Source organism: Chitinophaga barathri, from assembly GCF_003807585.1.
Classification (GTDB): Bacteria; Bacteroidota; Bacteroidia; order Chitinophagales; family Chitinophagaceae; genus Chitinophaga; species Chitinophaga barathri.
Map to the genome: position 1 here is coordinate 188,121 of NZ_RMBX01000013.1, position 26,335 is coordinate 214,455.

Here is a 26,335-nt window from a genome sequence, read left to right on the forward strand (position 1 = left end):
ACTACAATTTATAAATCCCGCCGAACTTCTCAGAGGCATATTCCAGGAAATAACGGAAATCCAGTTTTTCCCCCGTCACTTTTTCGCATAACTCATTGGAAGTCCAGAACCTGCCGTGACGATGGATATTTTCACGCAGCCAGTGCAGCAGGGTATCGTACACGCCGGATGCAATATCGTTCTCCAGGTTCGGTATCTGTTTTTTGGCGGAAGCAAACAGCTGGGCCGCGTAAAAACTGCCCAGGGAATAAGTGGGGAAATAACCGAAGCTGCCGTGGCTCCAGTGGATATCCTGCAAAATGCCGTGCATATCGTCCGGCACTTTTACCTGTAAAAAATCTTCATAGTATTTGTTCCATACGTCCCGCAGATCGCTGGTTTTGAGATTGCCCGCGATCAGTTCTTTTTCAATTTCATAACGGATCATCACATGGAAGTGATAAGTGAGCTCATCCGCTTCCGTCCTGATCAGCGAAGGCTGCACAAGATTGATGGCCCTGTAGAAATCCTGGATGGGCACGGCCAGCAGGTTGCTGCGGAACAGGCCCTGGAGCTTACCGTAGTGATGCTGCCAGAAAGTGAGGCTGCGGCCTACATTGTTTTCCCAGAGCCTGGACTGTGATTCGTGAATGCCCAGGCTGGCGGCTTCGCCGCATGGCAGGCCATATTCTTCGATGGGCAGGCCCTGCTCATAAAGGGCGTGACCGCCTTCGTGGATGCAGCTCCAGGTCATATTGCCAAGGTCCTGCTCGTCTATCCGCGTGGTGACGCGTACGTCCTGCGGGTTGAAGCTGGTGGTGAAGGGGTGTTCGGACACGTCTTGCCGGCCCGCTTTGAAATCATAACCCATGTCCTTCAGCAGACCCAGCCCAAATTCCCATTGCTGGTCTTTCGGGTAATGGCGGGAGAGGAATTTCCGTTCCGGCACATCCTGCAAGGCGATCTTTTGCAGCAGCGGCAGCAGGGAGCTGCGCACGCTGCTGAAAATCGCGTCCAGCATGGCTACGTCCGCGCCTTTTTCATATTCGTTCAGCAGGGCGTCGTAAGGATGGCCGGTGAAGCCCAGGATGGCGGCTTCCTGCTGTTTGAGGGCGACCATCTTTTCAAGCGCCGGTTCAAAGACCGCGTAGTTTTTTTCCTTGCGGGCGCGTATCCAGGCATGGTAGGCGGTATTGGTGGCGTTGGAAAGCTCGGCTACAAAAGCGGCCGGATATTTCCGATTCTTTTCATAATCTTCCAGCGAAAGGGTCACATTCCTTTTCTGGATGGCGGTAAGGTCGTGACGCCCATGCAGTTCCCGCAACAGGTTGCCCAGGTCTTCCTGGCTGAACAGCTCGTGTGCGAGGCTGCTGAGCGTGGTGAGCTGCTGGCCCCTGAAGGCGGCCCCCTTTTCCGGCAGGTAGGTTTCCTGGTCCCAGCCTAATACGGCCATGGCGTTGCGTACATCCGCTATCTGCTGCATCTTTGCTTTGTACTGTTCGTAAAGCTCCGCTGAAGTTTTTTGCACTGTCATGAAAAGGATTTTATTTTACAAATCTATCAACCTGCCTGCATAGCAACAAAAGGCATGGCAGAATGTTGATAACAATTAAGATATGACCATCCGCGATATTATACAAGTCATAGAAACATTTGCCCCCCTGAGTTACCAGGAACACTACGACAATGCGGGCCTGCTCTTCGGGCGGCCGGAATGGGAGGTGAAAGGCGTGCTGCTCACGCTGGACGCCACAGAAGCCGTGCTGGACGAAGCCCTGGAAAAGGGTTGCAACCTCGTTATTGCCCATCACCCGATCGTGTTCGGGGGGCTTAAAAAGATCACCGGCCGCAATTACGTGGAAAGAGTGGCCATCAAAGCGATCAAAAACGACATTGCCGTATATGCGGCGCATACTAACCTGGACAATGTAAGGGCCGGCGTAAGCGCCATGATGGCGGGCCGGCTGGATCTCACCCATACCCGCGTGCTGGATCCGAAAAGGGAGCTGCTGCGCAAACTTTTCACCTTTGTGCCCGTTGCGGACGCGGAGATCGTACGAGGCGCCCTGTTTGCCGCGGGAGCCGGGCATATCGGCAAATACAGCGAGTGTTGTTTTTACCACGAAGGCACCGGCACCTTCAAAGGTGCGCCGGATACGGACCCGTATGTGGGCAAGCCCGGAGAAAGGCACTCTGAAGGGGAGGTAAAGGTGGAAGTGATCTTCCCGGCCTGGATGGAAGGGCAGGTCGTGCAGGCCATGCTCAAGCACCACCCCTACGAAGAGGTGGCGTACGATATCGTGAAGCTGGAAAACAGCTACGCCGAGGTAGGCTCCGGCCTGGTGGGCCTGCTGCCGGAGGAAATGGACGAAATGGACTTCCTGCGGCTCGTAAAGGAGCGTTTCCAGACCGGCTGCGTGCGGTATACCCCCCTCAGGGGCAAAAAGGTGCATAAAGTGGCGGTTTGCGGCGGGGCGGGGAGCTTCCTCCTGAAACAGGCCAAAGCGGCCGGTGCGGACGCTTATGTGAGCGCCGACTTTAAGTATCATGAGTTTTTTGATGCTGAAAATCAATTAATTATAGCAGATGTGGGACATTTTGAGAGCGAACAGTTCGCGGTAGACTTATTTTATCATATATTGACCGAAAATTTCCGTAACTTCGCGCCTCTAAAATCTACCATCAACACAAACCCGGTAAATTATTTGTAATACATGGCTACTGTTAAAGAATACAACGTTGAGGAAAAGCTGGTTTCTGTAATGCGGTTACAGAAGTTCGATTCCAAGTTGGATGAAATCCAGATTCTGAAGGGTGAGTTGCCGATCGAAGTGCGGGACCTGGAAGATGAGATTGAAGGTTTGAACCACCGCCAGGCTCACATCGAAGACGAAGTGAAAGGTATCCAGGATTTCGTAGCTGCCAAAAAAGCTGCCATCAAGGAAGCTGAAGCGCTGGCTAAAAAATACGAAAAACAACAGGATAATGTAAAAAACAGCCGCGAGTTTGAAGCCATCTCCAAAGAGATCGAGATGCAGAACCTGGAGATCAAACTGGCTGAGAAACATATCAAAGACGCCAACGAAGAGATAAAGGAAAAGTCCCGCTCCCTGGAAGTGGCCAAAAAGGCTGTGTCCGACAAGGAACTGAACCTGAAGCACAAAAAAGGCGAACTGGAGAAGATCATCGGTGAGACTGAAAAAGAGGAGAAAGCATTCGAGAAACAATCCCAGGATGCCCGCGAGAAAGTAGATCCCCGCCTGCTGGCTGCATACGAGAAGATCCGTAAAAACTACCGCAATGGCCTGGCTGTTGTAACCGTTATGCGCGACTCCTGCGGCGGCTGCTTCAACGCTATCCCGCCGCAAAGGCAGGCTGAGATCCGCCAGCGCAAAAAGATCATCGTTTGCGAACACTGCGGCCGCATCCTCGTGGACAACGACCTGGAAGCTACCGTGAGCATCTAAACGATCCGCAAAAAGATTATAAAGGAACTCCGCGCATCTCCATTGCGCGGAGTTCCTTATTTTTGTCCCTATGCGTTTCATTTTCCTTATAGCCTTCTTTTGCAGTATATCCATCAACGTGAGTGCGCGGCAAAAGAAGTACGAATTTAATGCCCGTTGCCAGCAAGCTTACAACGCTATCATGCAGCTGCGGCTGAGCACCGGCAAAAGCCTCCTCGAAGAAGAGAAACGCGCCAACCCGGACAATCTCATCCCTTATTTCATCGAGAACTACGCGGACTTTTTCACCCTCTTTTTTAACGAAGACCCGGCCGTATACGCCCGCCAACGTAAGCAACGCGCCGCCCGGCTGGACCTGCTGGCCCAGGGCCCCGAAGATTCGCCCTATTATCTTTACACACAGGCCGCTGTCAAATTCCAGTGGGCCATGGTGAGAGTGAAGTTCGGCGAAAAGTGGGATGCCGTATGGGAGATCCGCAAAGCATACGTCACCCTGAAAGACAACCAGCGCAAATTCCCCGGCTTCCTGCCGAACAATATGCTCACCGGCTCCATGCAGACCGTATTCGGTACTATTCCCGAAGGGTACAAATGGATCACGAACATCCTGGGGTTAAGGGGCAGCATCAAAGAAGGCATGGCCTCGCTGCAAACCGTGATCGACAGCAATGACCCCACCGCCCTGCTTTTTAAAGAAGAATCCTACTATTATTACTGTTACCTGAAGCTGTTCATCGAAAACAAACCCGAGCAGCTCTGGGCTTTTATACAACGCAAGCAGCTGGACACCAAAAACAACTACCTTTTTGCGCTTATGGTGGCCAACCTGAGCCTGAACAACCAGAAGGCGAGCCAGGGCATCAAAGTGCTGGAAGAACGCGTACAAAGCCCTGAATACGCCGAAATCTGGTACAAGGAATATGTGCTGGGCCTCATGAAGCTGGAGCGGCAGGATGCGGACGCCATTGCCCACCTAGAGCGGTTTGTGAACAACTTCAAAGGGAAATTCTACGTAAAAGAGGCCCTTCAGCGCCTTAGCTGGGCCTATTACATGAAAGGCGATATGGCCTCGGCCAACCGGTACCGCAGTCTTATTTCCCAACGCGGCAACACGGAAACCGATGCTGACAAACAGGCGCAGAAAGAAGCCAAAAGCGGCAAATGGCCGGACCCCGTGCTGCTGAAAGCCCGCCTCCTCAGCGACGGCGGTTTTTACGAACAGGCGAGGGAGCTGCTGCTTACCAAAAGGGCGAACGACTTCCAGACAGTGGAGCTGAAGCTGGAATATGCCTACCGCCTCGCCCGCATCTATGACGAAATGGGGATGGATACCAGCGCCATCAAACTATACGACGCCACGATCAAAATAGGCAGCAACCGGCCTGAATATTTCGCCGCGCGCGCGGCACTGCAATTAGGCTATATTTATGAAAAAATGGGGGATAAGGCCAAAGCGAAACAAAGTTTCCAGACCTGCCTCGATATGGAAGGCCATGATTACAAAAATTCGCTCGACCAGCGCGCAAAATCCGGGATGCTTCGCCTGGAAGGGAAATAATTCGCAATTAATTAAGAACTTAGACCTGGAAAATCTTATATGCTATACCGCTTAGTAATTCAGAATTATGCGATCATTGACAACCTGGAGGTGGATTTCTCCCGGAACCTCAATGTGATCACCGGTGAAACAGGCGCCGGGAAATCTATCCTGCTGGGCGCGCTCAGCCTCATCCTGGGGGAGCGGGCGGACCCGGCGGTACTGTTTGACAAAACACGTAAATGTGTGATCGAAGGCATGTTTAAAGTAAAGCCGCAGCAGGTGCAGGCTTTTTTTGAAACAAACGAGCTGGATATGGAAGAGGCGGTGATCATCCGCCGTGAGATCAGCTCCGCCGGCAAAAGCCGCGCTTTTGTGAACGATACGCCCGTGAACCTTTCCCAGCTGAACGAGCTGAGCAGTTTGCTCGTAGACCTCCACCAGCAGTTCGATACGCTGGAGCTTGAAAAATCCGGCTTCCAGCGCGAAGTGATAGACGCTTTGGCCGGCCACCAGGAACAATTACATGCGTATACCCGCCAGTATCAGCAATATGCACGCCTTCTGAAGGAACTCAAAGACCTTCAGCTTCAGCGCGAGAATGCGAACAAAGAATCAGACTACAACAAATTCCTCCTGGACGAGCTGCTGGAAGTAAATCTCCGGGAAAATGAAATAGAAACGCTGGAAGCCGAACAGCAGGTGCTCAGTCATGCCGAAGAGATCAAAGGCACGCTGAGCCGGGTCTATTTCCAGCTGAAAGAAGACGAAACGCCGGTATTGCAGCAGTTGCGGCAGTTACAGACATCGCTGCAAACGCTGGTCGCCTTTCACAAAGATGTGCCCGCGCTGGCGGAACGCCTGCAAAGCTCTTACGTAGAGTTGCAGGACATTGCCTCCGAAGTGGAGCGGTTGAACGACCAGGTGCAGTACGACGGGGAGCGGATGGAACAGTTGAACGACCGGCTGGCTGCGGCTTACAGGCTTTTAAAGAAACATAACGCGCACAATACGGCGGAGCTATTGCAGATCCGGGACAATCTTCAGCAAAGCCTGGAAGGCGTGCTGAACCTGGATGACCGCATCCTGGCGCTGGAAAAACAAAGCGCCGAGGCATTTGCGTCGCTGGAAAATACGGCGGTACAGTTGTCTGAACAGCGCAAAGCGCAGACCGCGCCGTTTGAACAGAAGGTGAACGCCTTGCTGGCGCAGGTTGGTATGCCGAACGCCCGCATAAAAGTGGACATACAGGAATGCCCGCTGCACGCTTACGGAAAAGATAACATAGAATTTCTCTTCGACGCCAATAAGAGCAATAACTTCGGGCCTATCCGGAAAGTGGCGTCAGGTGGCGAGCTGAGCAGGCTGATGTTGTGCATCAAGAGCCTGGTGGCGCGTTCCGTAGCCCTGCCCACTCTCATATTCGACGAAATCGACACCGGTATTTCAGGAGAAGCCGCCAAACAGGTGGGCGTGATCATGAAAGAGCTGGCCCGCGGCCACCAGGTGATCTGTATCACGCATCAGCCGCAGCTGGCGGGTAAAGCCGATGCGCATTACTTTGTGTATAAACATATGGAGGAAGACAAGGTGAAGACGCACGTGCGGCTGCTAACGCAGGATGAAAGGATCACAGCCATCGCCAAAATGCTGGGCGGCGAACAGCCCACAGCCGCCGCGCTGGAGAATGCGCGGGAGATGGTTACGCAATAACATTTCAATTTTCGACTTTAACTGCTAAATTTGCCCAAATTTTAATCAATGGCCCACAACTTATTACAAGGGAAGAAAGGTATCATCTTCGGCGCGCTGGACGAGAATTCCATTGCCTGGAAAACTGCAATGCGCTGCGTAGAGGAAGGCGCACAGATCGTGCTCACCAATGCGCCTATCGCATTGCGTATGGGCGAGATCAACAAGCTTGCCGAAGCCTGCAAAGCCCCGGTAATACCGGCTGATGCGACCAGCCTGGATGACCTGAACAATCTCTTCACCAAATCCATGGAGCACTTTGGCGGCAAGATCGATTTCGTGCTGCACTCCATTGGTATGAGCGTGAACGTAAGAAAAGGCAAACCCTATACAGACCTGGATTACGACTTTTTTCATAAAGGGCTGGACATCTCCGCGATGTCTCTCCACCGTGTGTTGCAGACCGCTTACAAGCTCGATGCGCTGAACGAATGGGGATCTGTGGTGGCGCTCACTTACATCGCCGCACAGCGTGTATTCCCCGACTACAGCGACATGGCCGACGCCAAATCCATGCTGGAATCCATTTCCCGCAGCTTTGGTTATCACTATGGCGTGAAAAAGAAAGTACGCATCAACACCATTTCACAGTCCCCCACCCGGACCACCGCAGGCAGCGGCGTGAAAGGTTTCGGCGATTTCATCAGCTACGCTGAAAAAATGAGCCCGCTGGGCAATGCTTCCGCGGACCAGTGCGCTGATTACACCGTAACGCTGTTCTCAGACTACACCCGCATGGTAACCATGCAGAACCTGTTCCACGATGGCGGTTTCTCCTACACGGGCGTATCCCAGGCCGTGATAGAATCCATGGGCGAATAAGACACGAAAAGGCTTAGTCCTGAAAAATAAAAACCGTCCCGGTAGTTCTTTACCAGGACGGTTTTTATTTTTTCCAGCATAGGCACACGCTGAAGGGGTAAATGATAACGGGGCGCAGGGGTACGGGACTAATACTCGTCTTCGTTGAAGAAGAAGTCGTCTTGCGACGGGTAGTCAGACCAAATATCCTCTATGCCTTCATAAATTTCACCCTCATCCTCCAGTTCCTGCAGGTTTTCGATAACTTCGATGGGTGCACCGGAACGGATGGCGTAATCTATGAGTTCGTCTTTTGTGGCTGGCCATGGAGCATCCTCCAGGTACGAGGCCAATTCTAAGGTCCAGTACATCGTATATAAATTTTTACTTTTCCAAATTTTCGCAAAAGTATTATTTAATTTGAAATAAACAACTATTACTATTTTAACGGCTAATTTACTTCGCTTGGTTATGCTTACTGCTCGCAATGTTACCAAAAATTATTCCAACCTGCAGGTATTACGGGGGGTGGATATTTCTGTCAGTAAAGGAGAGATCGTTACCATCGTAGGATCGTCCGGTGCGGGCAAAAGCACCCTGCTTCACATCCTTGGCACGCTGGACAGCCCTTCCGGCGGCGATATCTCCATCAACGGGGTACAGACCAGCACTTTGCAGGGCAGGCGCCTGGCGGACTTCCGGAACCGGCATATCGGTTTTATTTTCCAGTTCCACCACCTGCTGCCGGAATTCAACGCGCTGGAGAATGTATCCATACCAGGCTACATTGCCGGGGCGAAGAAAAGCGCGGTAAAGGAGCGGGCGGAATACCTCCTGGAGACCCTGGGCCTGAAAGACCGGATGGATCACCGGCCCAAGGAGCTGTCCGGCGGGGAACAGCAGCGGGTGGCCGTAGCCAGGGCGCTGATCAACAGCCCCGCAGTGATCATGGCAGACGAGCCTACCGGCAACCTGGACTCGCGCAATGCGAGGGAGCTGCACCAGCTTTTCCTCCAGCTCCGCGACCAGTTCAACCAGACTTTTATCATTGTGACCCATAACGAGGAACTGGCCACGCTCAGTGACCGCCAGCTCGTAATGAAAGACGGGAAAATAGTCAGCTAACCCTATTCCCGCGGATAAAACCCTTGCAAAACCAGCCCGGTTTATTTTTTCCGGGTGAGGGCAGATCGTCAGCCCGGGGATCACTTCCCGAGGCAGACTGCCAAACTGTCCTTCCAGTAGGGTATCTCCAGTCCGAAAGCCGATTTGATCTTTTCCTTGTTTAAGACGCTATAAGCGGGTCTTGGTGCCGGGGTGGGGTACTTGTCCGAAGTGATGGGATAAACCGCGCATTTGGCCCCTGTGAGCTCTTTTATGGCTATTGCAAAGTCGTACCAGCTGGCCACGCCTTCGTTGCTGTAATGGTATATCCCTCCTTCCGCGGCGGCGGGATGCCCGAGAATGGTCAGGATAGCGGCGGCAAGGTCCGGCGCGTAGGTGGGGGTGCCCGTCTGGTCAAATACGACGTTCAGGCTTTCTTTTTCCTGCATCAGCTCCTGCATGCGCAGCGCGAAATTTACACCGGTGCGGGAATACAGCCAGGACGTGCGGATAATGATGGCACCCGGGTGGTAGCCCAGTACCGCAGCTTCCCCGCGGACTTTGGACGCTCCGTATATGCTCTGGGCGGAAGTTTCGTCTGTTTCAGTATAAGGCCTGTTGCGCCGCCCGTCAAAAACATAATCCGTTGAAACATGGATAAACGCGCTGTTGTGCTGCACTGCGGCTTCCGCCAGTATCAGCGGCGCCTGGAAGTTCAGCAGGAAAGCGGTTTCCTCATCCTGTTCCGCTTTATCCACAGCTGTGTAGGCGGCACAGTTGATCACCGCGTCCACCTGGCGGCCGGCAAAAAAAGCATTCACCGCGTCTGCGTCCGTGATATCCAGCTCCTCCTTGTCTGTGAGGATCAGTTCGAAGTCAGGATACTGAGCGGCGGCGGATTGCAGCGCCTGGCCCAATTGGCCTTTGGCGCCTGTTACCAGGATATGTTTCATGTTTTCGTTTATTGCTGATAGGTAAAATTATGTTGAACGTTTGCGAAGAGCGGCAATACTTTGTCTTTTTCAGACACCACCGCGTCAGAAAGCGGTATGCCCCAGTCTATCCCCAGCGCGGGATCATTGTAAAGAATGCCTCCTTCGCTGGTTTTGTTGTAAAAGTTGTCGCATTTGTACATCACTTCCGCGGTGGGGCTCAGTACGGAATACCCGTGGGCAAAGCCCTGGGGTACCAGCAGCTGGAGTTTGTTCTCGGCGGACAGTTCGATGGAAAATACCTTGCCGTAAGCGGGCGAGCCGGTGCGAAGGTCCACCACCACATCCAGGATGCGGCCTTCCAGGGTGCGTATCAGCTTGGTTTGCGCATACGGGCCTAACTGGAAGTGCAGGCCGCGTAACACACCATAGGTGGAGCGGGCCTGGTTGTCCTGTACGAATTGAATCTTGATACCTTCGTCACCAAAGGTATTGGCGTTGTAGCTCTCGAAAAAATAGCCTCTTTCGTCCCCGTGTACCCGCGGTTCGTACACAAGGAGATCGGGAATTCCTGTAGGTCTGAATGGCATTATCGTTGCTGGTATTGTTCGTTGTAATATTGTTGATAAGCTCCGCTGGTAACGTGTTGCAGCCATTCTTCGTTGGCTAGGTACCAGTCTACGGTTTTTTCCAGCCCTTCTTCGAATTGCAGGCTGGGCGCCCAGCCCAGTTCCTTGTTCAGTTTGGTGGCGTCTATGGCGTAACGGAGATCGTGGCCCGCCCTGTCCTTTACAAAAGTGATCAGTTTTTCCGAAGTGCCGTCCTCACGGCCCAGCTTGCGGTCCATTACCTGGCAGAGCAGGCGTATGAGGTCGATGTTCTTCCATTCGTTGAATCCACCGATGTTGTAGGTTTCGCCAAGGCGGCCGTTGTGAAAGATGGTATCTATTGCACGGGCATGATCTTCCACAAACAGCCAGTCACGTACATTTTCACCTTTGCCGTAAACGGGCACCGGTTTATTGTTTTTGATATTGTGAATGGCCAGGGGGATCAGCTTTTCGGGGAAGTGATTGGAACCATAGTTGTTAGAGCAGTTGCTCAGCACCACGGGCAGATGATAGGTGTGGTAATAGGCTTTCACAAAGTGGTCTGAGCTGGCTTTGGAAGCGGAATAGGGAGAGCGCGGGTCATAAGCCGTCTCTTCCGTGAAGAAACCTTCTTCGCCAAGCGAACCAAACACTTCGTCTGTGGATACATGATAGAAACGTTTGTTCTCCATGTTGTCTTTCCAGTATTTCCGCGCGGCGTTCAGCAGTACCGCAGTGCCCAGCACATTGGTCCTGATAAAGGCGAGGGGATCGAGGATAGAGCGGTCCACGTGGCTTTCGGCGGCGAGATGGATCACTCCGTCGAACTGGTATTTTTCAAAGAGCGCGTTCACGGCATTTTCGTCCGTGATGTCCACTTTTTCAAAAATATAATTAGGACGGTCTTTCACGTCAGCCAGGTTTTCGAGATTACCTGCGTAGGTGAGCGCGTCGCCATTCACAATAGTGTAGGCGGGGTATTTATTCACAAATAACCGGATCACATGGGAGCCGATAAAACCGGCTCCACCTGTGATCAGCAATGTTTTTTTCATACGGAAGTTATTTTCCAAGTGCCTGTTTGAAGTATTCGTACGTGATCTTTAATCCTTCCTTACGATCCACTTTAGGTTCCCAGCCCAGCAGTTGTGAAGCTTTGGTGATATCTGGTTTCCTTTGTTTCGGATCATCTTTGGGGAGCGGGTGAAACACGATCTTCTGTTTGGTGCCGGTGAGGGAAATGATCTCTTCGGCGAATTGCAGAAGAGTGATCTCTGCCGGGTTGCCGATGTTCACCGGCATATGGTAATCGCTCAGCAGGAGGCGGTAAATACCTTCCACGAGATCGTCCACATAACAGAAAGAACGCGTTTGTGAGCCGTCTCCGAACACGGTAAGGTCCTGGCCGGTGAGCGCCTGGCTCATGAAGGCGGGCAGTGCGCGGCCGTCATCGAGGCGCATACGGGGACCGTAGGTATTGAAGATACGGATGATGCGGGTTTCCACGCCATGGAAATTATGATAAGCCATGGTGATGGATTCCATGAATCGTTTAGCTTCGTCATACACACCACGGGGGCCTACGGGGTTCACATTGCCCCAGTATTCCTCCGGCTGCGGATGCACGTTCGGATCACCGTATACTTCCGAGGTGGACGCCACCAGGATGCGCGCGTTCTTTGATTTGGCCAGGCCCAGCAGATTGTGTGTGCCCAGGGAACCTACTTTGAGGGTCTGGATGGGCATCTTCAGGTAATCGATGGGGCTGGCGGGGGAGGCGAAATGAAGGATATAATCCAGCTCGCCCGGCACATGTACGAACTTGGTCACGTCATGATGATAATATTCAAAATCCTTAAGCGGGAAAAGGTGCTCAATGTTTTTGATGTTACCTGTCAGGAGGTTGTCCATGCCGATTACATGATAGCCTTCTTTAATGAACCGGTCGCAGAGGTGAGAGCCCAGGAACCCGGCAGCACCGGTGATCAGTACGCGTTTTTTTGTCATAGTTTTTAGGGTTTAGTGTTCGCCGGCTGGCGGCCTACGCTTTCATAATGAAAACCAAGTTCCTCCATGCGCGTCACTTCAAAAAGGTTACGGCCGTCGAAGATGGTGTTGTTTTTCAGGCCGCTTTGTATTTTATCGAAGTCAGGTGTGCGGAACACGCTCCATTCTGTAGCGATGATCAGCGCATCTGCATCCTGCAATGCTTCGTACTGGTGTTCCGCGAATTTGATCTTATCGCCCACTACCTGTTTCACGTTCGCCATGGCTTCAGGGTCGAAGGCGGTAACGGTGGCGCCCGCGGCTGTCAATGCATCGATGATGTATAAGGCCGGCGCTTCGCGGATGTCGTCTGTATTGGGTTTGAAAGCCAGGCCCCACAGTGCGAAGTGTTTCCCTTTCAGGTTGTTCCCGAAATAGGCTTCGATCTTGGGGAGGAGGAACAGTTTTTGTTTTTCGTTCACATCCATCACTGCTTCCAGTATCTTAAAATCATATTTTGCTTCCTGTGATGATTTCACCAGCGCCTGCACGTCTTTCGGGAAGCAGCTGCCGCCGTACCCGATGCCGGGGAACAGGAAACGTTTGCCAATGCGGTCGTCGCTGCCGATGCCGCGGCGTACCATGTCCACGTCCGCGCCCAGCTTTTCGCAAAGGATCGCGATCTCGTTCATGAAGGAGATCTTGGTGGCGAGGAAGGAGTTTGCGGCGTATTTGGTGAGCTCGGCGGACTTTTCATCCATGTAGATCACCGGGTTGCCCTGGCGTACAAAAGGCGCATACAGGTCGCCCATGATCTTGCGCGCTCTTTCGGACTGGGTGCCTATCACCACGCGGTCCGGCTTCATAAAGTCTTCCACGGCCACGCCTTCACGGAGGAACTCGGGGTTGCTCACCACATCAAATTCCACGCTGGCGTGTTTCGCGATAGCGGCGTGCACTTTGTCCGCGGTTCCCACGGGCACGGTGCTTTTGTCCACGATCACTTTGTAATCTTTCAGGATCTTGCCCAGCTGGTCCGCTACGCCCAGGATGTAGGAAAGATCGGCGGAGCCGTCTTCTCCCGGAGGGGTGGGCAGTGCCAGGAAGATCACCGCCGCGTCACTGATACCTTCCTCGAGGTCGGTCGTGAAATGCAGGCGTTCTTCTTTCAGGTTACGTTCAAATAACTTTTCCAGCCCGGGTTCGTAGATCGTGATCTGGCCGGCGGAGAGTTTGTTTACTTTGTTGACATCTATGTCTACACAGGTTACATCATTGCCGGTCTCGGCAAAACAGGTACCGGTAACGAGTCCTACGTATCCGGTGCCTACTACGGTAATTTTCATGCGGGGGCTAGTTTAAAAATGATTTAATCGAATAAATGATATGGTCTAACTGGTCACGATCCATTTCCGTGTGGACGGGCAGGGAAATACATTTCCCGGTCAGGGTGTCTGTTACCGGCAGGTGCTGGTTGATAGCGGTCATGCCTTCGAACATTTTCTGACGGTGCGCCGGAACAGGGTAATAGATCATGGACGGCACTTGTTTTTCTGCCAGGAACGACTGGAGCTTGTCGCGGTCCGCTCCTTCCAGCTGAAGGGTGTACTGATGGAAAACGTGCAGCTGGTTGGGCGCCTGGTAGGGTGTTATGATCTGCGGAATGTTGGCAAAGGCAGTATCATAAGCGTTGGCAACTTCCCTTCTGGAAGCGATATATTGATCGAGTAATTGCAGTTTGATGCGGAGCACGACGGCCTGCATGGTGTCCAGCCTGCTGTTCACCCCCACGGTATCGTGGTAATAACGCTGGCTCTGGCCGTGATTGGCTACCATCCTGATCCTGGCGGCCAGTGTATCGTCATCGGTAAAAATGGCGCCGCCATCTCCGTAACAACCCAGGTTTTTGCTGGGGAAAAAGGAGGTGCAGCCGATATGGCCAAAGGTGCCCACTTTTTTGGTGGTACCGTCTTTTTTCGTGTAATGGCTGCCGATAGCCTGCGCATTGTCTTCGATCACGTGCAGGTTATGACGTTCGGCGATGTCCATAATAGCCTCAATGTCCGCGCTGTGGCCGTACAGGTGCACCGGCACAATGGCTTTGGTTTTGGGCGTAATGGCTTTCTCAATCTCCTGTGGGTCAATGCAATACGTTTTCGGATCAATATCAACGAACACGGGTTTAAGCCTCAGAAGGGCTATCACCTCGGCGGTGGCGATAAAAGTAAAGGAAGGGGTGATCACCTCGTCCCCGGGCTCAAGGCCAAGGGCCATCATGGCGATCTGGAGCGCGTCTGTTCCGTTTGCGCAGGGGATCACGTGTTTGGTGCCAAGGTATTGGCCCAGTTCCTGTGAAAACTGCTGTACGGGCGCTCCGTTAATAAAAGCGGCACTCTCCAGCACATCCATAATGGCTGCGTCTACCTGCGGTTTAATTTTGCTGTACTGGCGTTTCAAATCCACCATCTGAATAGGAACCATGTAGGATATCATTTTTTAGGTCCGCAAATTTACAAATTTTGGGATAGGTGTAGGGACTATCTTTGCCAAGCATTCGATTTATTGGATTAATTATCAATTCCGTGAGTTTATCGACTTTTTTCTATAACACCGGCATCGGCATCTACCGGGCGGCCGCAGGGTTCGCCGCGGGCGTCGGGGGGAACAAAAAGGCGCAGCTGTGGCTGAACGGCCGTAAAGACCCATGGCCCGCTCTGGAAGCGGCTTTTAAGGGAAATGAACGGGTGCTTTGGGTACATGCAGCCTCCCTGGGAGAGTTTGAACAGGGCCGGCCGGTGCTGGAGGCCATCCGCAAGGAATACCCCGGCCTGCGCATCCTGCTCACCTTCTTTTCGCCCTCCGGTTATGAAGTACGGAAAGATTACCCCGGCGCGGATTATGTGTGTTACCTCCCGCTGGACACTCCCCGGAATGCCAGGCGGTTCCTCGACATCGTAAAACCCTCCCTGGCTATTTTTATCAAATACGAGTTCTGGTACCATTACCTGAGCGGTATGTATACACGGAAGATCCCCGTGATCCTGATTTCCGGCATTTTCCGCCACAACCAGGTGTTTTTCAAAAGATACGGCGGCATGTTCCGGAAGCTGCTGGAGCGGATGGACCACCTGTTTGTACAGAACGATGCATCCCTTCACCTCCTGCATATCCATGGCATCAACCAGGTGACGGTGGTGGGCGATACCCGGTTCGACCGGGTGTGGCAGCTCCGCCAGCACCCCGTGAGCCTCCCTGACATAGAGCGTTTTATCACCGTGGAAAACACCGTGGTGGCGGGCAGTACCTGGGAAGCGGACGAAAAAGTGCTGGCTGAATGGTGGTATGGCGGCGGCCGGGAAGGGCGCCAGCTGGTAGTGGCCCCGCACGAGATCCATGATGCCCACATCGAAAACATCAAAGCCCTGTTCCCCGACGCGGTGAAATATTCTGAATTCGCGGCCAGTGAAGCCGGTCCGGCGGCTGTGATGATCATCGATAATGTCGGTATGCTCTCCGCCTTGTACCGTTACGGCCGTATTGCCTACGTGGGCGGCGGTTTTGGCAAAGAAGGCATTCATAATCTCTTGGAGCCTGCCACGTACAGCAGGCCCGTGATCATTGGCCCCGTCTTCCACCAGTTCCTGGAAGCGGAAACGCTGGTGCAGACACGCGGCGCGATCGTGATCAATAATGCGGCGGAATTAGGAAGGGCCGTGGAAGCGCTGAAAGACCCCTATTATTATGAGCAGACGGCGGAAATAACCGGCCGGTTCGTGCAGGAGAACCAGGGCGCTACGGATAAGATCATGCATTATATTCAGGAAAAACGTTTCCTCACCAAAGTATAGAACTGGTTCACCGCCTGGTCCGATTCATCCCATCCCAGCTTGATCTTCAGCTCACGCTCGATCCAATACTCGGCATCCTGCAGGGAAGCGGATTCGTTGATGGTTTTGAGCGAACGCTCGTACATGTCTTTGTCCCCGCGGAACAGTTCCTGGATAAACTGGAACTTGTCATTGATGCCGATGGCGCCACGGAGGTCCTTGATGCCAAGGCCGCCGAGCTTTTCCCCTACTTCAATATTATTTTTGCGGAGCGTATCATTCACTGAAGGGGATTGTTTGCCCACCAGTTCGTTCAGTTCCTTACGGATGGCGTTGCCGTTGGTATTTTCAGCGGCCTGCCTGGACGGCTGGTTGTTATACTGGGGCGCAGCGGGTTTAGGCTGAGGTGGAGGAGGATCGAAGAGGGTGGCAACGGCGGGTTTTTCCGCCTGTTTTTCCACAGGTCTGTCTTCAGGGCGCGACTGTTTTACAGGCACGCGGTCCGGTGCGTAACCGTTGGATTGCAAAACCTTTTCCTGTACGGGCTGGCTTTTTTCCGGAGCCGGGGCCTCTTGCGGGGCGGGCGGCTGGGCCGGGGGAGGAGGAGAAACATGTTTTTCCACAACAGGCATATGCGCGGGCATGATCACGGCTACGTGGCCATTGCCCCTGATCTCCTGTTGTTTCTGCACATTGCGCTGGTGAAGTAACTCCGCCTGAAGCAACTGCGTATAGTAGGATATGGTTTGCAAACCGGCAGCTGAATTTTTCAGTTCCTGCAGTTTGTCAATTAATGCATTTATCTTTTCCATGCCTTAATTGTTAACGCCATCTGATAGAAATTATTTTAATTGCACTAAGTTATACTTTTTTAACAACTTAGTAATCAAAATACTATAATATGTTTATTGAACCTTCTCTTACGGGAGGTCGCCGCGGATGGATAGAGGTTATCTGCGGCTCCATGTTCTCCGGCAAAACGGAGGAGCTGATCCGCAGGCTGAAACGCGCACGGTTTGCCAACCTGAGCGTGGAGATCTTTAAGCCGGCTATGGATACCCGTTATGATGAAGAGCAGATCGTGTCTCACAACGAAAACAGGATATTGTCCACCCCGGTGGACAGCTCGCAGCAGATCCTCCTGCTGGGCCAGGGGGTAGATGTGGTGGGCATAGACGAAGCGCAGTTTTTTGATCTGGAGCTGCCCAATGTATGCGACCAGCTGGCCCTGTCCGGCATCAGGGTAATAGTGGCCGGGCTGGATATGAATTTCCAGGGGCAGCCTTTCGGCCCCATCCCTGCATTGCTGGCCAAAGCGGAATACATCACCAAACTGCACGCCATCTGTGTGCAATGTGGCAACATCGCCACCCATTCCTACCGCAAAAGCAAAGATAAAAATACCGTATTGTTAGGGGAAAATGGCCTGTACGAGCCCAGGTGCCGGGTTTGTTACAACCGGGGAGACGAGCTCTCCGCTACGGCTCGACCTTCACTTTAAAAGTGAATTTTTTCTGCGTGATATAACTGAAAGACACAACGATCACCGTGGTCAGTATCTTGGCAATGGTCGGATAAAAATTACAATACTCCACAAACAGCTTCATACACACATAGTTCAGCAGCAGGCACACGCCTACCAATATGAAGTACCGGATCAGCTGCACTCTCCCGCGCAGGTTGGAGTCTGAGAATACAATGTATTTGTTGAGCAGGAAGCCGGTGGGGAAACTCACCACAAACGCCATGATCAGCGCGGCGATATACGGGCTGATGGTGATGAAGGGGAGATGTACCATCTGCTGCCGCAGGATAAAGTTGTAGCTGATAAAAAACAGGAAGATATCCAGCAACGTATTGCCTCCCCCACAGGCGATGTAGCGGAAGGTCTGAAAGGGCATTACTTTCGCAAAAGGCTTGTGAAAGAACGCCAGGATATTGAATATCAGCTGTTTCATATTAAAACGCTGCAAAGCTACAAACGGATTTTTAATTATAACATACGTGACCGGGATTTTAACATCACTATAATGATGCCTCGCACATTCCGGCCGGCTGGTATAGGATGAACTGCCGGGCTGGAATTGTTGGGGTTGTCTGGGCGGTTCCCCCTCGGCCCGTTACCTGAGCGTCCTCCGCAATTTCCATTTCGAAGCAGGGGTTTCAGCCGTACCATTCAATGCGGTGGCGGGCTTCACGGCCGTCTGCCACAACTGGGCTGCCAGGATGGCTGCCGCGCGGGCGGTTTCCTCGTCTGTATTCTCCAGTGACTGCGGGGTGAAATATTTTGCAATGAAGTTGGTATCGAATTTTCCTTCAATGAACGGCGCCTGCTGCAGGGCCCATTTACCAAAAGGCAGGGTGGTGCGGATGCCCGTCACACGATATTCATCGATGGCCCTGATGAGCCGTTCCCTGGCTTCTTCGCGGGTGGCGCCCCAGGCGATCAGTTTGGAGATCATCGGGTCGTAGAAGATGGGGATGTCCATGCCTTCTTCATAACCATCGTCTACCCGTACACCATACCCTTGCGGGCGGATGTAAGTCTCCAGGCGGCCAGTATCCGGCAGGAAGTTGTTCGCCGGGTCTTCCGCGCAGATGCGCAGTTCGATGGCATGACCGTTGATCTTCAGCTCTTCCTGCGTAAAGGGGAGCCTGCCGCCGTCCGCAATGCGGATCTGCTCTTTCACCAGGTCCAGCCCGGTGATCATTTCCGTGACAGGATGCTCCACCTGCAGGCGGGTGTTCATTTCAAGGAAATAGAAGTTCAGCGAATCGTCCACCAGGAACTCCACGGTGCCGGCGCCATAATAGTTGCAGGCGCGGGCCACGCTCACGGCGCATTCGCCCATGGCGGCGCGGATGGCCGGGGTGAGCACGGACGAAGGCGCTTCTTCGATCAGCTTCTGGTGGCGGCGCTGGATGGAGCATTCCCTTTCAAAAAGGTATACGCAGTTGCCATGCTGGTCTCCCAGCACCTGTATTTCTATATGCCGCGGGGCGGTCACGTATTTTTCGATAAAAACGGCATCGTCTCCGAACGCGCTGAGGGCTTCGCTTTTGGCGAGGCGTATCTGTTCTTCCAGCTCGTTTTCCTGCTGCACTACCCGCATGCCTTTGCCGCCGCCGCCGGCGGATGCTTTGATGAGGATGGGGAAACCGGTCTTTTTCACTACTTCCCGGGCTTCTTCGATGCTGCGCAGCGGCGTTTCCGTACCGGGCACCATGGGTACGCCGAATTGCTGCGCGGCCTGTTTGGCCGCCAGCTTGCTGCCCATCACCTCAATGGAGGCGGCGGAAGGGCCGATGAAGATAAGGCCGGCGTCCGTCACTGCTTTGGCAAAACCCGCGTTTTCGCTGAGGAAGCCGTAGCCGGGATGGATGGCATCCGCGCCTTTTTCCCTGGCCACTTCAATGATCTTGTTGCCCAGCAGGTAGCTCTGGCTGGAGGGGGCGGGCCCTATACAAACGGCTTCGTCCGCATATTGCACAAAAGGCATCGTACGGTCCGCTTCCGAATACACGGCTACGGTGGCGATGCCCATTTCCCTGGCTGAACGCATGACGCGAAGGGCTATTTCCCCGCGGTTGGCTACTACGATCTTCTTCATTGGCTTTGTTCGCTGGTTGAATAAAGGGCTAAAGTTAATGGATTTCAATTTCGCCCGGCAAAGTTATCTTTGCAACCGTGAAAAGTCCTTTATCGCAGATTATAGCGCTTGTAAAAAAAGACCTGTTGCTCGAATGGCGGCAGCGGCACGCCCTGTTTGGCATCCTGCTGTACGTGTTCTCCACGGTGTTTGTGATCAACCTGATGGTGAAGGAGCCGGAGGATAAGATGTGGAACGCCATGTTCTGGGTGGTGCAGCTGTTTGTATGTGTGAACGCCGTGGCCAAAAGTTTTCTACAGGAGAGTCGCGGGAGGCTGCTGTACTTTTATTCGTTGGTCCATCCGCGTTATTTTATCGCGGCCAAACTGATCTATAACGTATTGCTGATGACGCTTTTCAGCGTGGTGACGCTGGTGTGTTGTATCCTTTTCCTGGGCAACCCGCTCACGCATGGCTTGTATTTCCTGGGGGTGGTATTGCTGGGGGGCATCAGCCTGTCCCTGCTTTTTACCATGCTGGCCGCCATCGCGGCCCAGGCCAGCCAGAATGCGGCGCTGATGGCAATTATGGGTTTTCCCCTCATAATGCCCATCCTGATGCTGCTGAACAATATTTCCCAGAGCGCCTTCGCGCCGGTGGTACAGCCGGGCCTGGCGGGCATGTTCCTCCTGCTGGGGGGCATGGATGTGCTGGTGATCGCCCTGGCGCTGATACTTTTCCCTTTCCTCTGGAAAGAATAAATTTTAACAAATACCCCTCTGTGGTATAGGTTTTTCAATGATCGGGGGTGCTGTTGCACGAACGTCAAAATCAGCAAATTGCTTTGCCGTTACCTTTAAAACCTGTAGGTTTGCCCCCACATATTTCAATTGAATAATGGCTAAAAACTGGTGGAAAATCGCCTGCGTCCTCATCCTCCTCTATGTAATCATCGGAGGTTTCAGCGTCAAAGTGCCGTCTATAGGCAATAACCAGCAGGCTGCCCGGAGCATCTTCTTTCACTTGCCGATGTGGATGTGTATGTACACATTGCTGGCAATTTCCGTTGTTAATTCTGTCTGGTACCTGGCTACCAACGATCTCCGCAGGGATATCAGGGCGTCCAGCGCGGGCAGCATCGGCGTGCTTTTCGGTATGATGGGCTTTGCCACAGGCATGCTCTGGAGCACTTATACCTGGGGCGGCACCATCGTAAACGATCCCAAACAGATGACCACGGCCATTGCCCTCACCATTTACATGGCTTACCTGGTATTGCGCCTCTCTTTCACCGACCTGGACAAAAGAGCCCGCGTATCCGCCATCTTCAACGTTTTTGCCTTCGCATTGCTTATTCCGCTTACGTATATCATCCCGAGAATGGTGGAATCGCTCCATCCCGGCAGCGCCACCAGCCCCGGCTTCAGCTCCCAGGATACCGCCGGTACCATCAAAATGGTGCTGTGGCCCGCGTTCCTCGGCTGGACACTGCTCGGCATCTGGATCTATACCTTACGGAACCGCTACAAAAGATTAGTGCTTAAAAATATCCTTCATGGTTAAAAGACTTTCTTATCTCCTCTTCGCCTGCTTTATGCTCTCCCTTACCAGCGTTTTCGGACAAGACACGGCGCGCACGGTAACGGAAGCCGTTCAGCAGCAGAATACCGAAACCGGCCCTGTGAACGAGTTCTTCCGCAGCAACGCAAAGATTTACGTACCTATGGGCATTCTTGTGATCATTTTTATCGCGATCGTGTTATATCTGGTACGGCTGGACCGGCGTTTGACAAAGCTGGAAAAGGAATAGGCCCCGCATATTTATAGAGAACCTGCTTACAACAACACCAAAACAACATATCTAAACCGTTTTTTATGGCTAAAGCAAAAGCGCTGACGCAAGAACAGCACTATAACTTTTTCCACAGCGTGGAAATGAGCTTCGACAAAGCCGCTCATTTCACCAAGTGGGATAAAGGAATATTGGAACAGATCAAAGCCTGTAACGCTGTATACCGCATCAAATTCCCGGTAAGGGTAGGGGATAGTATCGACGTAATTGAGGCATACCGGGTGCAGCACTCCCACCACAAACTGCCCTGTAAAGGCGGTATCCGCTTCAGCGAAGAAGTGAACCAGGACGAAGTGATGGCCCTGGCCGCCCTGATGACCTATAAATGCGCCATTGTGAACGTGCCTTTCGGCGGCGCAAAAGGCGGCATCAAGATCAATCCCCGCAACTATACCCCCTTCCAGCTGGAAGCCATTACCCGCCGTTATACCGCGGAACTGGTGAAGAAAAACTTTATCGGCCCCGGCATTGACGTGCCCGCCCCCGATTACGGCACCGGCGAGCGCGAAATGAGCTGGATACTGGACACTTACATGAGCCTCCGCCCCGGGGAGATCGACGGTTACGGCTGTGTGACCGGCAAACCCCTGCCCATGGGCGGCGTTCGCGGCCGTAAAGAAGCCACCGGCCTCGGTGTGTTCTATGGTTTGCGCGAGCTGTGCAATGTGAAAGAAGACATGAAAAAACTGGGCCTGGAACCTGGCATCGAAGGCAAAACCGTCGTGGTGCAGGGTATGGGCAACGTAGGTTACCATGCCGCCAAATATTTCCACGAAGCCGGCGCGAAAGTGATCGGCATCATCGAATACGATGGCGCCATCTATAACTCCAAGGGCATGGACCCCGACGCCGTGCTGAAACACCGCAACGAAACCGGCTCCATCACCGGCTTCCCCGGCTCCAAAAACCTGAAAAAGAATACGGACGGCCTGGAGCTGGAATGCGACATCCTCATTCCCGCCGCGCTGGAAAACGTGATCCACGAAGAAAACGCACCCCGCATCAAGGCAAAGATCATCGGCGAAGCCGCGAACGGCCCGCTGACGCCTGAAGCGGACGAGATCCTCGCCAAAAAAGGCGTGATCGTGGTGCCGGATATGTTCCTGAACGCGGGCGGTGTGACCGTTTCTTATTTCGAATGGCTGAAAAACCTCAGCCACGTACGTTATGGCCGCCTGGGCAAACGTTTCGACGAAAACATGAACGTGCACATCCTCGGCCAGATCGAAGAGCTGACCGGCAAAAAAGTGTCTGAAAAAGAAAGGAAATTCATCGGCCATGGCGCTGATGAAGTGGACCTGGTATATTCCGGCCTGGAAGAGACCATGATCACCGCCCTTCACGAAGTACGCGAGAAATCACTCGAACATAAGAAGATCAAGGATATGCGTACCGCGGCGTACGTTTGCGCTATCGACAAGGTGGGCGTGGCGTATGAGCAGCTGGGCATTTTCCCCTGATCTGATATTTTTATTTTTAAAGGCGGAAGTGGCCGGGCGTATGCCTGGCCATTTTTCGTTTAACCAGGCTGATGAACTTATCATGATACTGACATGCTGCTGACATTCCCTACTAAACCACTATAGTACTGGGCCTTCTCAAAACCGCCATGGTATTGTATTTAACCCATGGCCCTACTGACATCCTCCTGCCATCCTTCGGTGATCCTTCGGTGGTGTTCGGTCGTGGTACGGGTTTGAGGGTGTTTCACCGAAGGATGACCGAAGGATCACCGAACGGTCACCGAAGGATCGAACTTCCATCACGCAGGAAAAGCCATTTCCGGGCGCCGGGGTGTTAAGTCGTTTTAGGAAAAGGTTAGGTGGGAAGAACTTGTCAGGCTTCGTTCACTTCCGGAGGTATAACAGGCGGGTAATCAGGCAGATCGCTTTCGAATTGCCAGCTGCCCGCATCGGTGTTCAGCTTGCAGCACCAGGTATTGGTGCCGTTCGTGATCACGAGGTAGGGGACCGGCAGCGCCATGTGGTACCGTACGATCTGCTCCAGTACGGGCTGGCCCAGGGGCACGCCCATTTCCTTGCATTCCACGATCATCCAGGGCGCGGCTTCGCGGGTGTACACCACGATGTCGCAGCGTTTTTTCAGCTCCCCCAGGTTCATTTCCTTTTCGATGCTGAGCAGCGCGCCGGGGTATTGCCGGCTTTTTACCAGGTAATTGAGGAAATTCTGCCGTACCCACTCTTCCGGGGTCAGGCTCACGTATTTTTTGCGGAATGGGTCAAAAATCATCTCCTGACCGTTGCTGGCAGTGATCTTAAAATCATGCGGGGGGAACTGGATCGCGATCATATTGTAAAACTATGCAAACGCGGCGTTTTCGGGAAAAAACATTACATTCACTTGTCAAAAAGCTATGAAGACGAAAGAAGAGATAGTAGCTAATTGGCTTCCCCGCTACACAGGAGAGAAGCTCGAGAACTTCGGCTCACATATCCTGCTCACTAATTTTTCCAATTATGTGACGATGTTCGCCAAATGGAACAATGCCAAGATCGTTGGTGCGGACCGGCCTATGCAGTGCTGCACTTCCGGCGACATTACCATTATCAATTTTGGCATGGGCAGCCCCGGAGCCGCCACCGTGATGGACCTGCTCAGCGCCATTTCGCCCAATGCCGTGCTGTTCCTCGGTAAATGCGGCGGCCTGAAAAAGAAAAATGCCATCGGTGACCTCATCCTGCCTATTGCGGCCATCCGCGGAGAAGGTACTTCCAATGACTATTTTCCCGCTGAAGTACCCGCCCTCCCGGCCTTTGCCCTTCAGAAAGCGATTTCCACCACCATCCGCGAATACGGCTGCGACTACTGGACGGGCACCTGTTACAGTACGAACCGACGGGTGTGGGAGCACGATGCCGACTTCAAAAAATATCTTGAACGCATCCGCGCCATGGCGATAGACATGGAAACGGCCACTATCTTCTCCGTAGGGTTCTACAACAAGATCCCCACCGGCGCATTGCTGCTGGTATCGGACCAGCCGATGGTGCCCGAAGGCGTTAAGACCGAAGAAAGCGATAAAAAGGTGACCACCGAATACGTGGAGCGCCACCTGAAAATAGGGGTAGATTCCCTCAAAAATCTGATCAACAGTCACCAAACCGTTAAACACCTGCGCTTTTGAGTTCAGCTCCGCTCGTATCCATCAGCAATCTGGAAGTTACATTCCGTACGGAAGAAAGCCTGGTAACGGCCGTTAAAGGCATATCGCTGGATATCCGGCCGGGAGAAATATTGGGTATTGTAGGCGAATCCGGGTCCGGGAAGTCTGTTACCGCGCTGAGCCTCATGCGGCTCATTACCGCCCCGGGCAGGATCAGCGGAGGGAAGATACTGTACCAGCCCCCGGGGAAACCGCCGGTGGACCTGCTGAAACTTCCCGCCACGGACCTGCGCGGCTACCGTGGCCACGAAATAGCCATGATCTTCCAGGAGCCGATGACCTCGCTGAACCCCCTGCATACCTGCGGCCGCCAGGTGGCCGAAGCCATCAGGCTGCACAAAAAGGTGTCTGAAGGAGCGGCAAAAAAACAAACCATCGCTTTATTTGAAAAAGTAAGGATACCTGATGCCCGAGAGGCATATGACAAATACCCCCACGAATTATCCGGCGGGCAGAAGCAGCGGGTCATGATCGCCATGGCCATTTCCTGCGGCCCCCGCCTGCTGATAGCGGATGAGCCTACCACCGCCCTGGACGTGACGGTGCAGAAAACTATCCTGTCGCTGCTGCGTGAATTGCAGGAGGAGATGGGCATGAGCGTGATCTTTATCACCCATGACCTGGGCGTGATCGCCGAGATAGCCAGCCGCGTAGCGGTAATGTACAAAGGCGAGATTGTGGAAGAAGGCGCCGTAAAAGATATTTTTGACACCCCCCGGCACCCTTACACCAAGGGCCTGCTGGCCTGCCGCCCCCCGCTGGACCTGCGCCTGCGGCGCCTACCGGTAGTACGGGACTTTACAGAAGATGGCCGGGCGGCCGATGTGGACGCGTTTGTACGTTCGCTCATATTGCCGGAAGCCGAGCAAAAGGCCCGGGAGGAGCTGCTGAGCACCCGCGCGCCCCTGCTGAAGGTGGAAGGCCTCAGCACCTGGTTCCCGGGCAAACGCAGCCTGCTGGGCAAGGTGCATCATTATACCAAAGCGGTGGATGACGTGAGTTTTGAAGTGCGCGAGGGGGAAACCCTTGGGCTGGTAGGAGAATCCGGTTGCGGTAAAACGACCCTTAGCCGCACGCTGCTCCGGCTGATAGAACCTACGCACGGCAGCATCCAGTACCGCGGCAGGGACCTCCGCAGCCTGAGCGCCAAAGAGATGCGTGCCATGCGCAAACATATCCAGCTGATCTTCCAGGACCCTTATTCTTCCCTCAACCCCCGCCTGACCGTGGGCCAGGCCATCCTGGAGCCGATGAAAGTGCATGGTTTGTATGAAAATGACCGGGCGCGGAAGGAAAAAGTGCTGGAGTTGCTGGAAAAAGTGAACCTCCTGCCGGAACATTACCACCGTTACCCCCACGAGTTTTCGGGCGGGCAGCGGCAAAGGGTGGTGATCGCCAGGGCGCTGGCCGTGAACCCGGAGTTCATCATCTGCGACGAATCCGTATCCGCCCTGGATGTGAGCGTTCAGGCACAGGTGCTGAACCTGCTGACCCAATTACAACAGGAGTTTAATTTCACGTATATATTTATTTCACATAACTTATCCGTCGTGCATTTTATGAGCGACCGGATGATGGTGATGAACAAGGGGAGGATTGCGGAGATCGGCGATGCAGGCGAGGTTTACCATCACCCGAAGTCTGCGTACACCCGTGAGCTGATCGCGGCGATACCAACCTTTTTTCGTAAAATATGTTATATTCCGTACCTTTGCACACTTTAAATTCATTCAT

Annotated in this window: 26 protein-coding genes; 14 read left to right on the forward strand and 12 right to left on the reverse strand. The window is 53.3% G+C overall.

Translation table 11 applies throughout. The annotated features are described in order from the left end of the window. Position 1: 1 nt before the first annotated feature. On the reverse strand, positions 2–1,513 hold the full coding sequence (locus EG028_RS22405) for a carboxypeptidase M32 (RefSeq protein WP_120518495.1): 1,512 nt from the start codon (positions 1,511–1,513) through the stop codon (positions 2–4). Positions 1,514–1,595: 82 nt separating this feature from the next. Between EG028_RS22405 and EG028_RS22410 the strand changes: the two genes are divergently transcribed. The 5 genes from EG028_RS22410 to EG028_RS22430 all read left to right on the forward strand — a co-directional run bounded on the left by EG028_RS22410 (position 1,596) and on the right by EG028_RS22430 (position 7,557). Then, a complete protein-coding gene (locus EG028_RS22410; protein ID WP_120518494.1) occupies positions 1,596–2,690 on the forward strand; it encodes a Nif3-like dinuclear metal center hexameric protein in 1,095 nt (364 codons plus the stop codon). A gap of 3 nt (positions 2,691–2,693) precedes the next feature. Continuing rightward, a complete protein-coding gene (locus EG028_RS22415; RefSeq protein ID WP_120518493.1) occupies positions 2,694–3,446 on the forward strand; it encodes a zinc ribbon domain-containing protein in 753 nt (250 codons plus the stop codon). Between the two features lie 70 nt (positions 3,447–3,516). After that, complete coding sequence (locus EG028_RS22420; protein ID WP_120518492.1) at positions 3,517–5,004, forward strand: tetratricopeptide repeat protein; 1,488 nt, start codon at positions 3,517–3,519, stop codon at positions 5,002–5,004. 39 nt (positions 5,005–5,043) lie between these two features. Next, the gene (gene recN / locus EG028_RS22425) at positions 5,044–6,696 is read left to right on the forward strand and encodes a DNA repair protein RecN (RefSeq protein WP_120518491.1); all 1,653 of its coding nucleotides are present in this window, start codon (positions 5,044–5,046) and stop codon (positions 6,694–6,696) included. Between the two features lie 48 nt (positions 6,697–6,744). Continuing rightward, on the forward strand, positions 6,745–7,557 hold the full coding sequence (locus EG028_RS22430; protein ID WP_120518490.1) for an enoyl-ACP reductase FabI: 813 nt from the start codon (positions 6,745–6,747) through the stop codon (positions 7,555–7,557). Positions 7,558–7,685: 128 nt separating this feature from the next. Here EG028_RS22430 and EG028_RS22435 read toward each other — a convergent pair whose 3' ends face one another. Next, positions 7,686–7,907 carry a DUF2795 domain-containing protein gene (locus tag EG028_RS22435; RefSeq protein ID WP_012794455.1) on the reverse strand — a complete coding sequence of 74 codons (222 nt, stop codon included), beginning with the start codon at positions 7,905–7,907 and terminating at the stop codon, positions 7,686–7,688. A 100-nt stretch (positions 7,908–8,007) separates the two neighbouring features. On the opposite strand from EG028_RS22435, the gene EG028_RS22440 reads away from it, so the two are divergent. Further along, complete coding sequence (locus tag EG028_RS22440) at positions 8,008–8,661, forward strand: ABC transporter ATP-binding protein (protein ID WP_120518489.1); 654 nt, start codon at positions 8,008–8,010, stop codon at positions 8,659–8,661. A gap of 80 nt (positions 8,662–8,741) precedes the next feature. On the opposite strand, the gene rfbD is transcribed toward EG028_RS22440, so the two are convergent. From rfbD to EG028_RS22470, 6 genes are read right to left on the reverse strand one after another with little or no spacing between them, the layout of a single operon-like run. Beyond that, on the reverse strand, positions 8,742–9,593 hold the full coding sequence (gene rfbD / locus EG028_RS22445) for a dTDP-4-dehydrorhamnose reductase (protein WP_120518488.1): 852 nt from the start codon (positions 9,591–9,593) through the stop codon (positions 8,742–8,744). 8 nt (positions 9,594–9,601) lie between these two features. After that, positions 9,602–10,162 carry a dTDP-4-dehydrorhamnose 3,5-epimerase gene (gene rfbC, locus EG028_RS22450; protein WP_120518487.1) on the reverse strand — a complete coding sequence of 187 codons (561 nt, stop codon included), beginning with the start codon at positions 10,160–10,162 and terminating at the stop codon, positions 9,602–9,604. Next, the gene (rfbB, locus tag EG028_RS22455; protein ID WP_120518648.1) at positions 10,162–11,217 is read right to left on the reverse strand and encodes a dTDP-glucose 4,6-dehydratase; all 1,056 of its coding nucleotides are present in this window, start codon (positions 11,215–11,217) and stop codon (positions 10,162–10,164) included. The genes rfbC and rfbB overlap by 1 nt, the downstream gene beginning before the upstream one ends. A 7-nt stretch (positions 11,218–11,224) precedes the next feature. Continuing rightward, positions 11,225–12,169, reverse strand: coding sequence for a UDP-glucuronic acid decarboxylase family protein (locus EG028_RS22460; protein ID WP_120518486.1), 945 nt, complete (start codon positions 12,167–12,169; stop codon positions 11,225–11,227). 5 nt (positions 12,170–12,174) lie between these two features. After that, on the reverse strand, positions 12,175–13,494 hold the full coding sequence (locus tag EG028_RS22465) for a UDP-glucose dehydrogenase family protein (protein ID WP_120518485.1): 1,320 nt from the start codon (positions 13,492–13,494) through the stop codon (positions 12,175–12,177). 7 nt (positions 13,495–13,501) lie between these two features. Next, positions 13,502–14,629, reverse strand: a complete 1,128-nt coding sequence (locus EG028_RS22470) for a DegT/DnrJ/EryC1/StrS family aminotransferase (protein WP_120518647.1) — start codon at positions 14,627–14,629, stop codon at positions 13,502–13,504. Between the two features lie 101 nt (positions 14,630–14,730). Here EG028_RS22470 and EG028_RS22475 point away from each other — a divergent pair, with 101 nt between their 5' ends. Continuing rightward, entirely contained in the window at positions 14,731–15,996 is a 1,266-nt protein-coding gene (locus EG028_RS22475) for a 3-deoxy-D-manno-octulosonic acid transferase (protein WP_162946602.1), read from the forward strand. Here the strand turns inward: EG028_RS22475 and EG028_RS22480 are convergent. Continuing rightward, entirely contained in the window at positions 15,966–16,787 is an 822-nt protein-coding gene (locus EG028_RS22480) for a hypothetical protein (protein ID WP_120518483.1), read from the reverse strand. The two genes, EG028_RS22475 and EG028_RS22480, sit on opposite strands and share 31 nt — an antisense overlap. Before the next feature lie 89 nt (positions 16,788–16,876). Between EG028_RS22480 and EG028_RS22485 the strand changes: the two genes are divergently transcribed. After that, positions 16,877–17,476: a thymidine kinase gene (locus tag EG028_RS22485; RefSeq protein WP_120518482.1), complete on the forward strand. Its 600-nt coding sequence runs from the start codon at positions 16,877–16,879 to the stop codon at positions 17,474–17,476. Here EG028_RS22485 and EG028_RS22490 read toward each other — a convergent pair. Next, positions 17,454–17,933 (reverse strand): GtrA family protein, encoded by a 480-nt coding sequence (locus EG028_RS22490; protein WP_120518481.1) that lies wholly within the window; start codon positions 17,931–17,933, stop codon positions 17,454–17,456. The two genes, EG028_RS22485 and EG028_RS22490, sit on opposite strands and share 23 nt — an antisense overlap. Before the next feature lie 162 nt (positions 17,934–18,095). Then, positions 18,096–19,586 (reverse strand): acetyl-CoA carboxylase biotin carboxylase subunit, encoded by a 1,491-nt coding sequence (gene accC, locus EG028_RS22495; protein ID WP_120518480.1) that lies wholly within the window; start codon positions 19,584–19,586, stop codon positions 18,096–18,098. A gap of 77 nt (positions 19,587–19,663) precedes the next feature. Between accC and EG028_RS22500 the strand changes: the two genes are divergently transcribed. The 4 genes from EG028_RS22500 (at position 19,664) to EG028_RS22515 (ending at position 22,877) form a co-directional block, all read left to right on the forward strand. Next, on the forward strand, positions 19,664–20,326 hold the full coding sequence (locus EG028_RS22500; protein ID WP_120518479.1) for a heme exporter protein CcmB: 663 nt from the start codon (positions 19,664–19,666) through the stop codon (positions 20,324–20,326). A gap of 136 nt (positions 20,327–20,462) precedes the next feature. Beyond that, positions 20,463–21,128 carry a cytochrome c biogenesis protein CcsA gene (ccsA, locus tag EG028_RS22505; protein ID WP_120518478.1) on the forward strand — a complete coding sequence of 222 codons (666 nt, stop codon included), beginning with the start codon at positions 20,463–20,465 and terminating at the stop codon, positions 21,126–21,128. Then, entirely contained in the window at positions 21,121–21,375 is a 255-nt protein-coding gene (locus EG028_RS22510) for a CcmD family protein (protein ID WP_120518477.1), read from the forward strand. The genes ccsA and EG028_RS22510 overlap by 8 nt, the downstream gene beginning before the upstream one ends. A 65-nt stretch (positions 21,376–21,440) precedes the next feature. Then, entirely contained in the window at positions 21,441–22,877 is a 1,437-nt protein-coding gene (locus EG028_RS22515) for a Glu/Leu/Phe/Val family dehydrogenase (RefSeq protein ID WP_120518476.1), read from the forward strand. Between the two features lie 376 nt (positions 22,878–23,253). Here EG028_RS22515 and EG028_RS22520 read toward each other — a convergent pair whose 3' ends face one another. Continuing rightward, positions 23,254–23,727, reverse strand: a complete 474-nt coding sequence (locus tag EG028_RS22520; RefSeq protein ID WP_120518475.1) for a type I restriction enzyme HsdR N-terminal domain-containing protein — start codon at positions 23,725–23,727, stop codon at positions 23,254–23,256. Between the two features lie 64 nt (positions 23,728–23,791). On the opposite strand from EG028_RS22520, the gene EG028_RS22525 reads away from it, so the two are divergent. Further along, a complete protein-coding gene (locus tag EG028_RS22525) occupies positions 23,792–24,562 on the forward strand; it encodes an AMP nucleosidase (RefSeq protein WP_120518474.1) in 771 nt (256 codons plus the stop codon). Beyond that, positions 24,559–26,325: an ABC transporter ATP-binding protein gene (locus EG028_RS22530; RefSeq protein ID WP_120518473.1), complete on the forward strand. Its 1,767-nt coding sequence runs from the start codon at positions 24,559–24,561 to the stop codon at positions 26,323–26,325. The genes EG028_RS22525 and EG028_RS22530 overlap by 4 nt, the downstream gene beginning before the upstream one ends. Positions 26,326–26,335 lie beyond the last annotated feature (10 nt).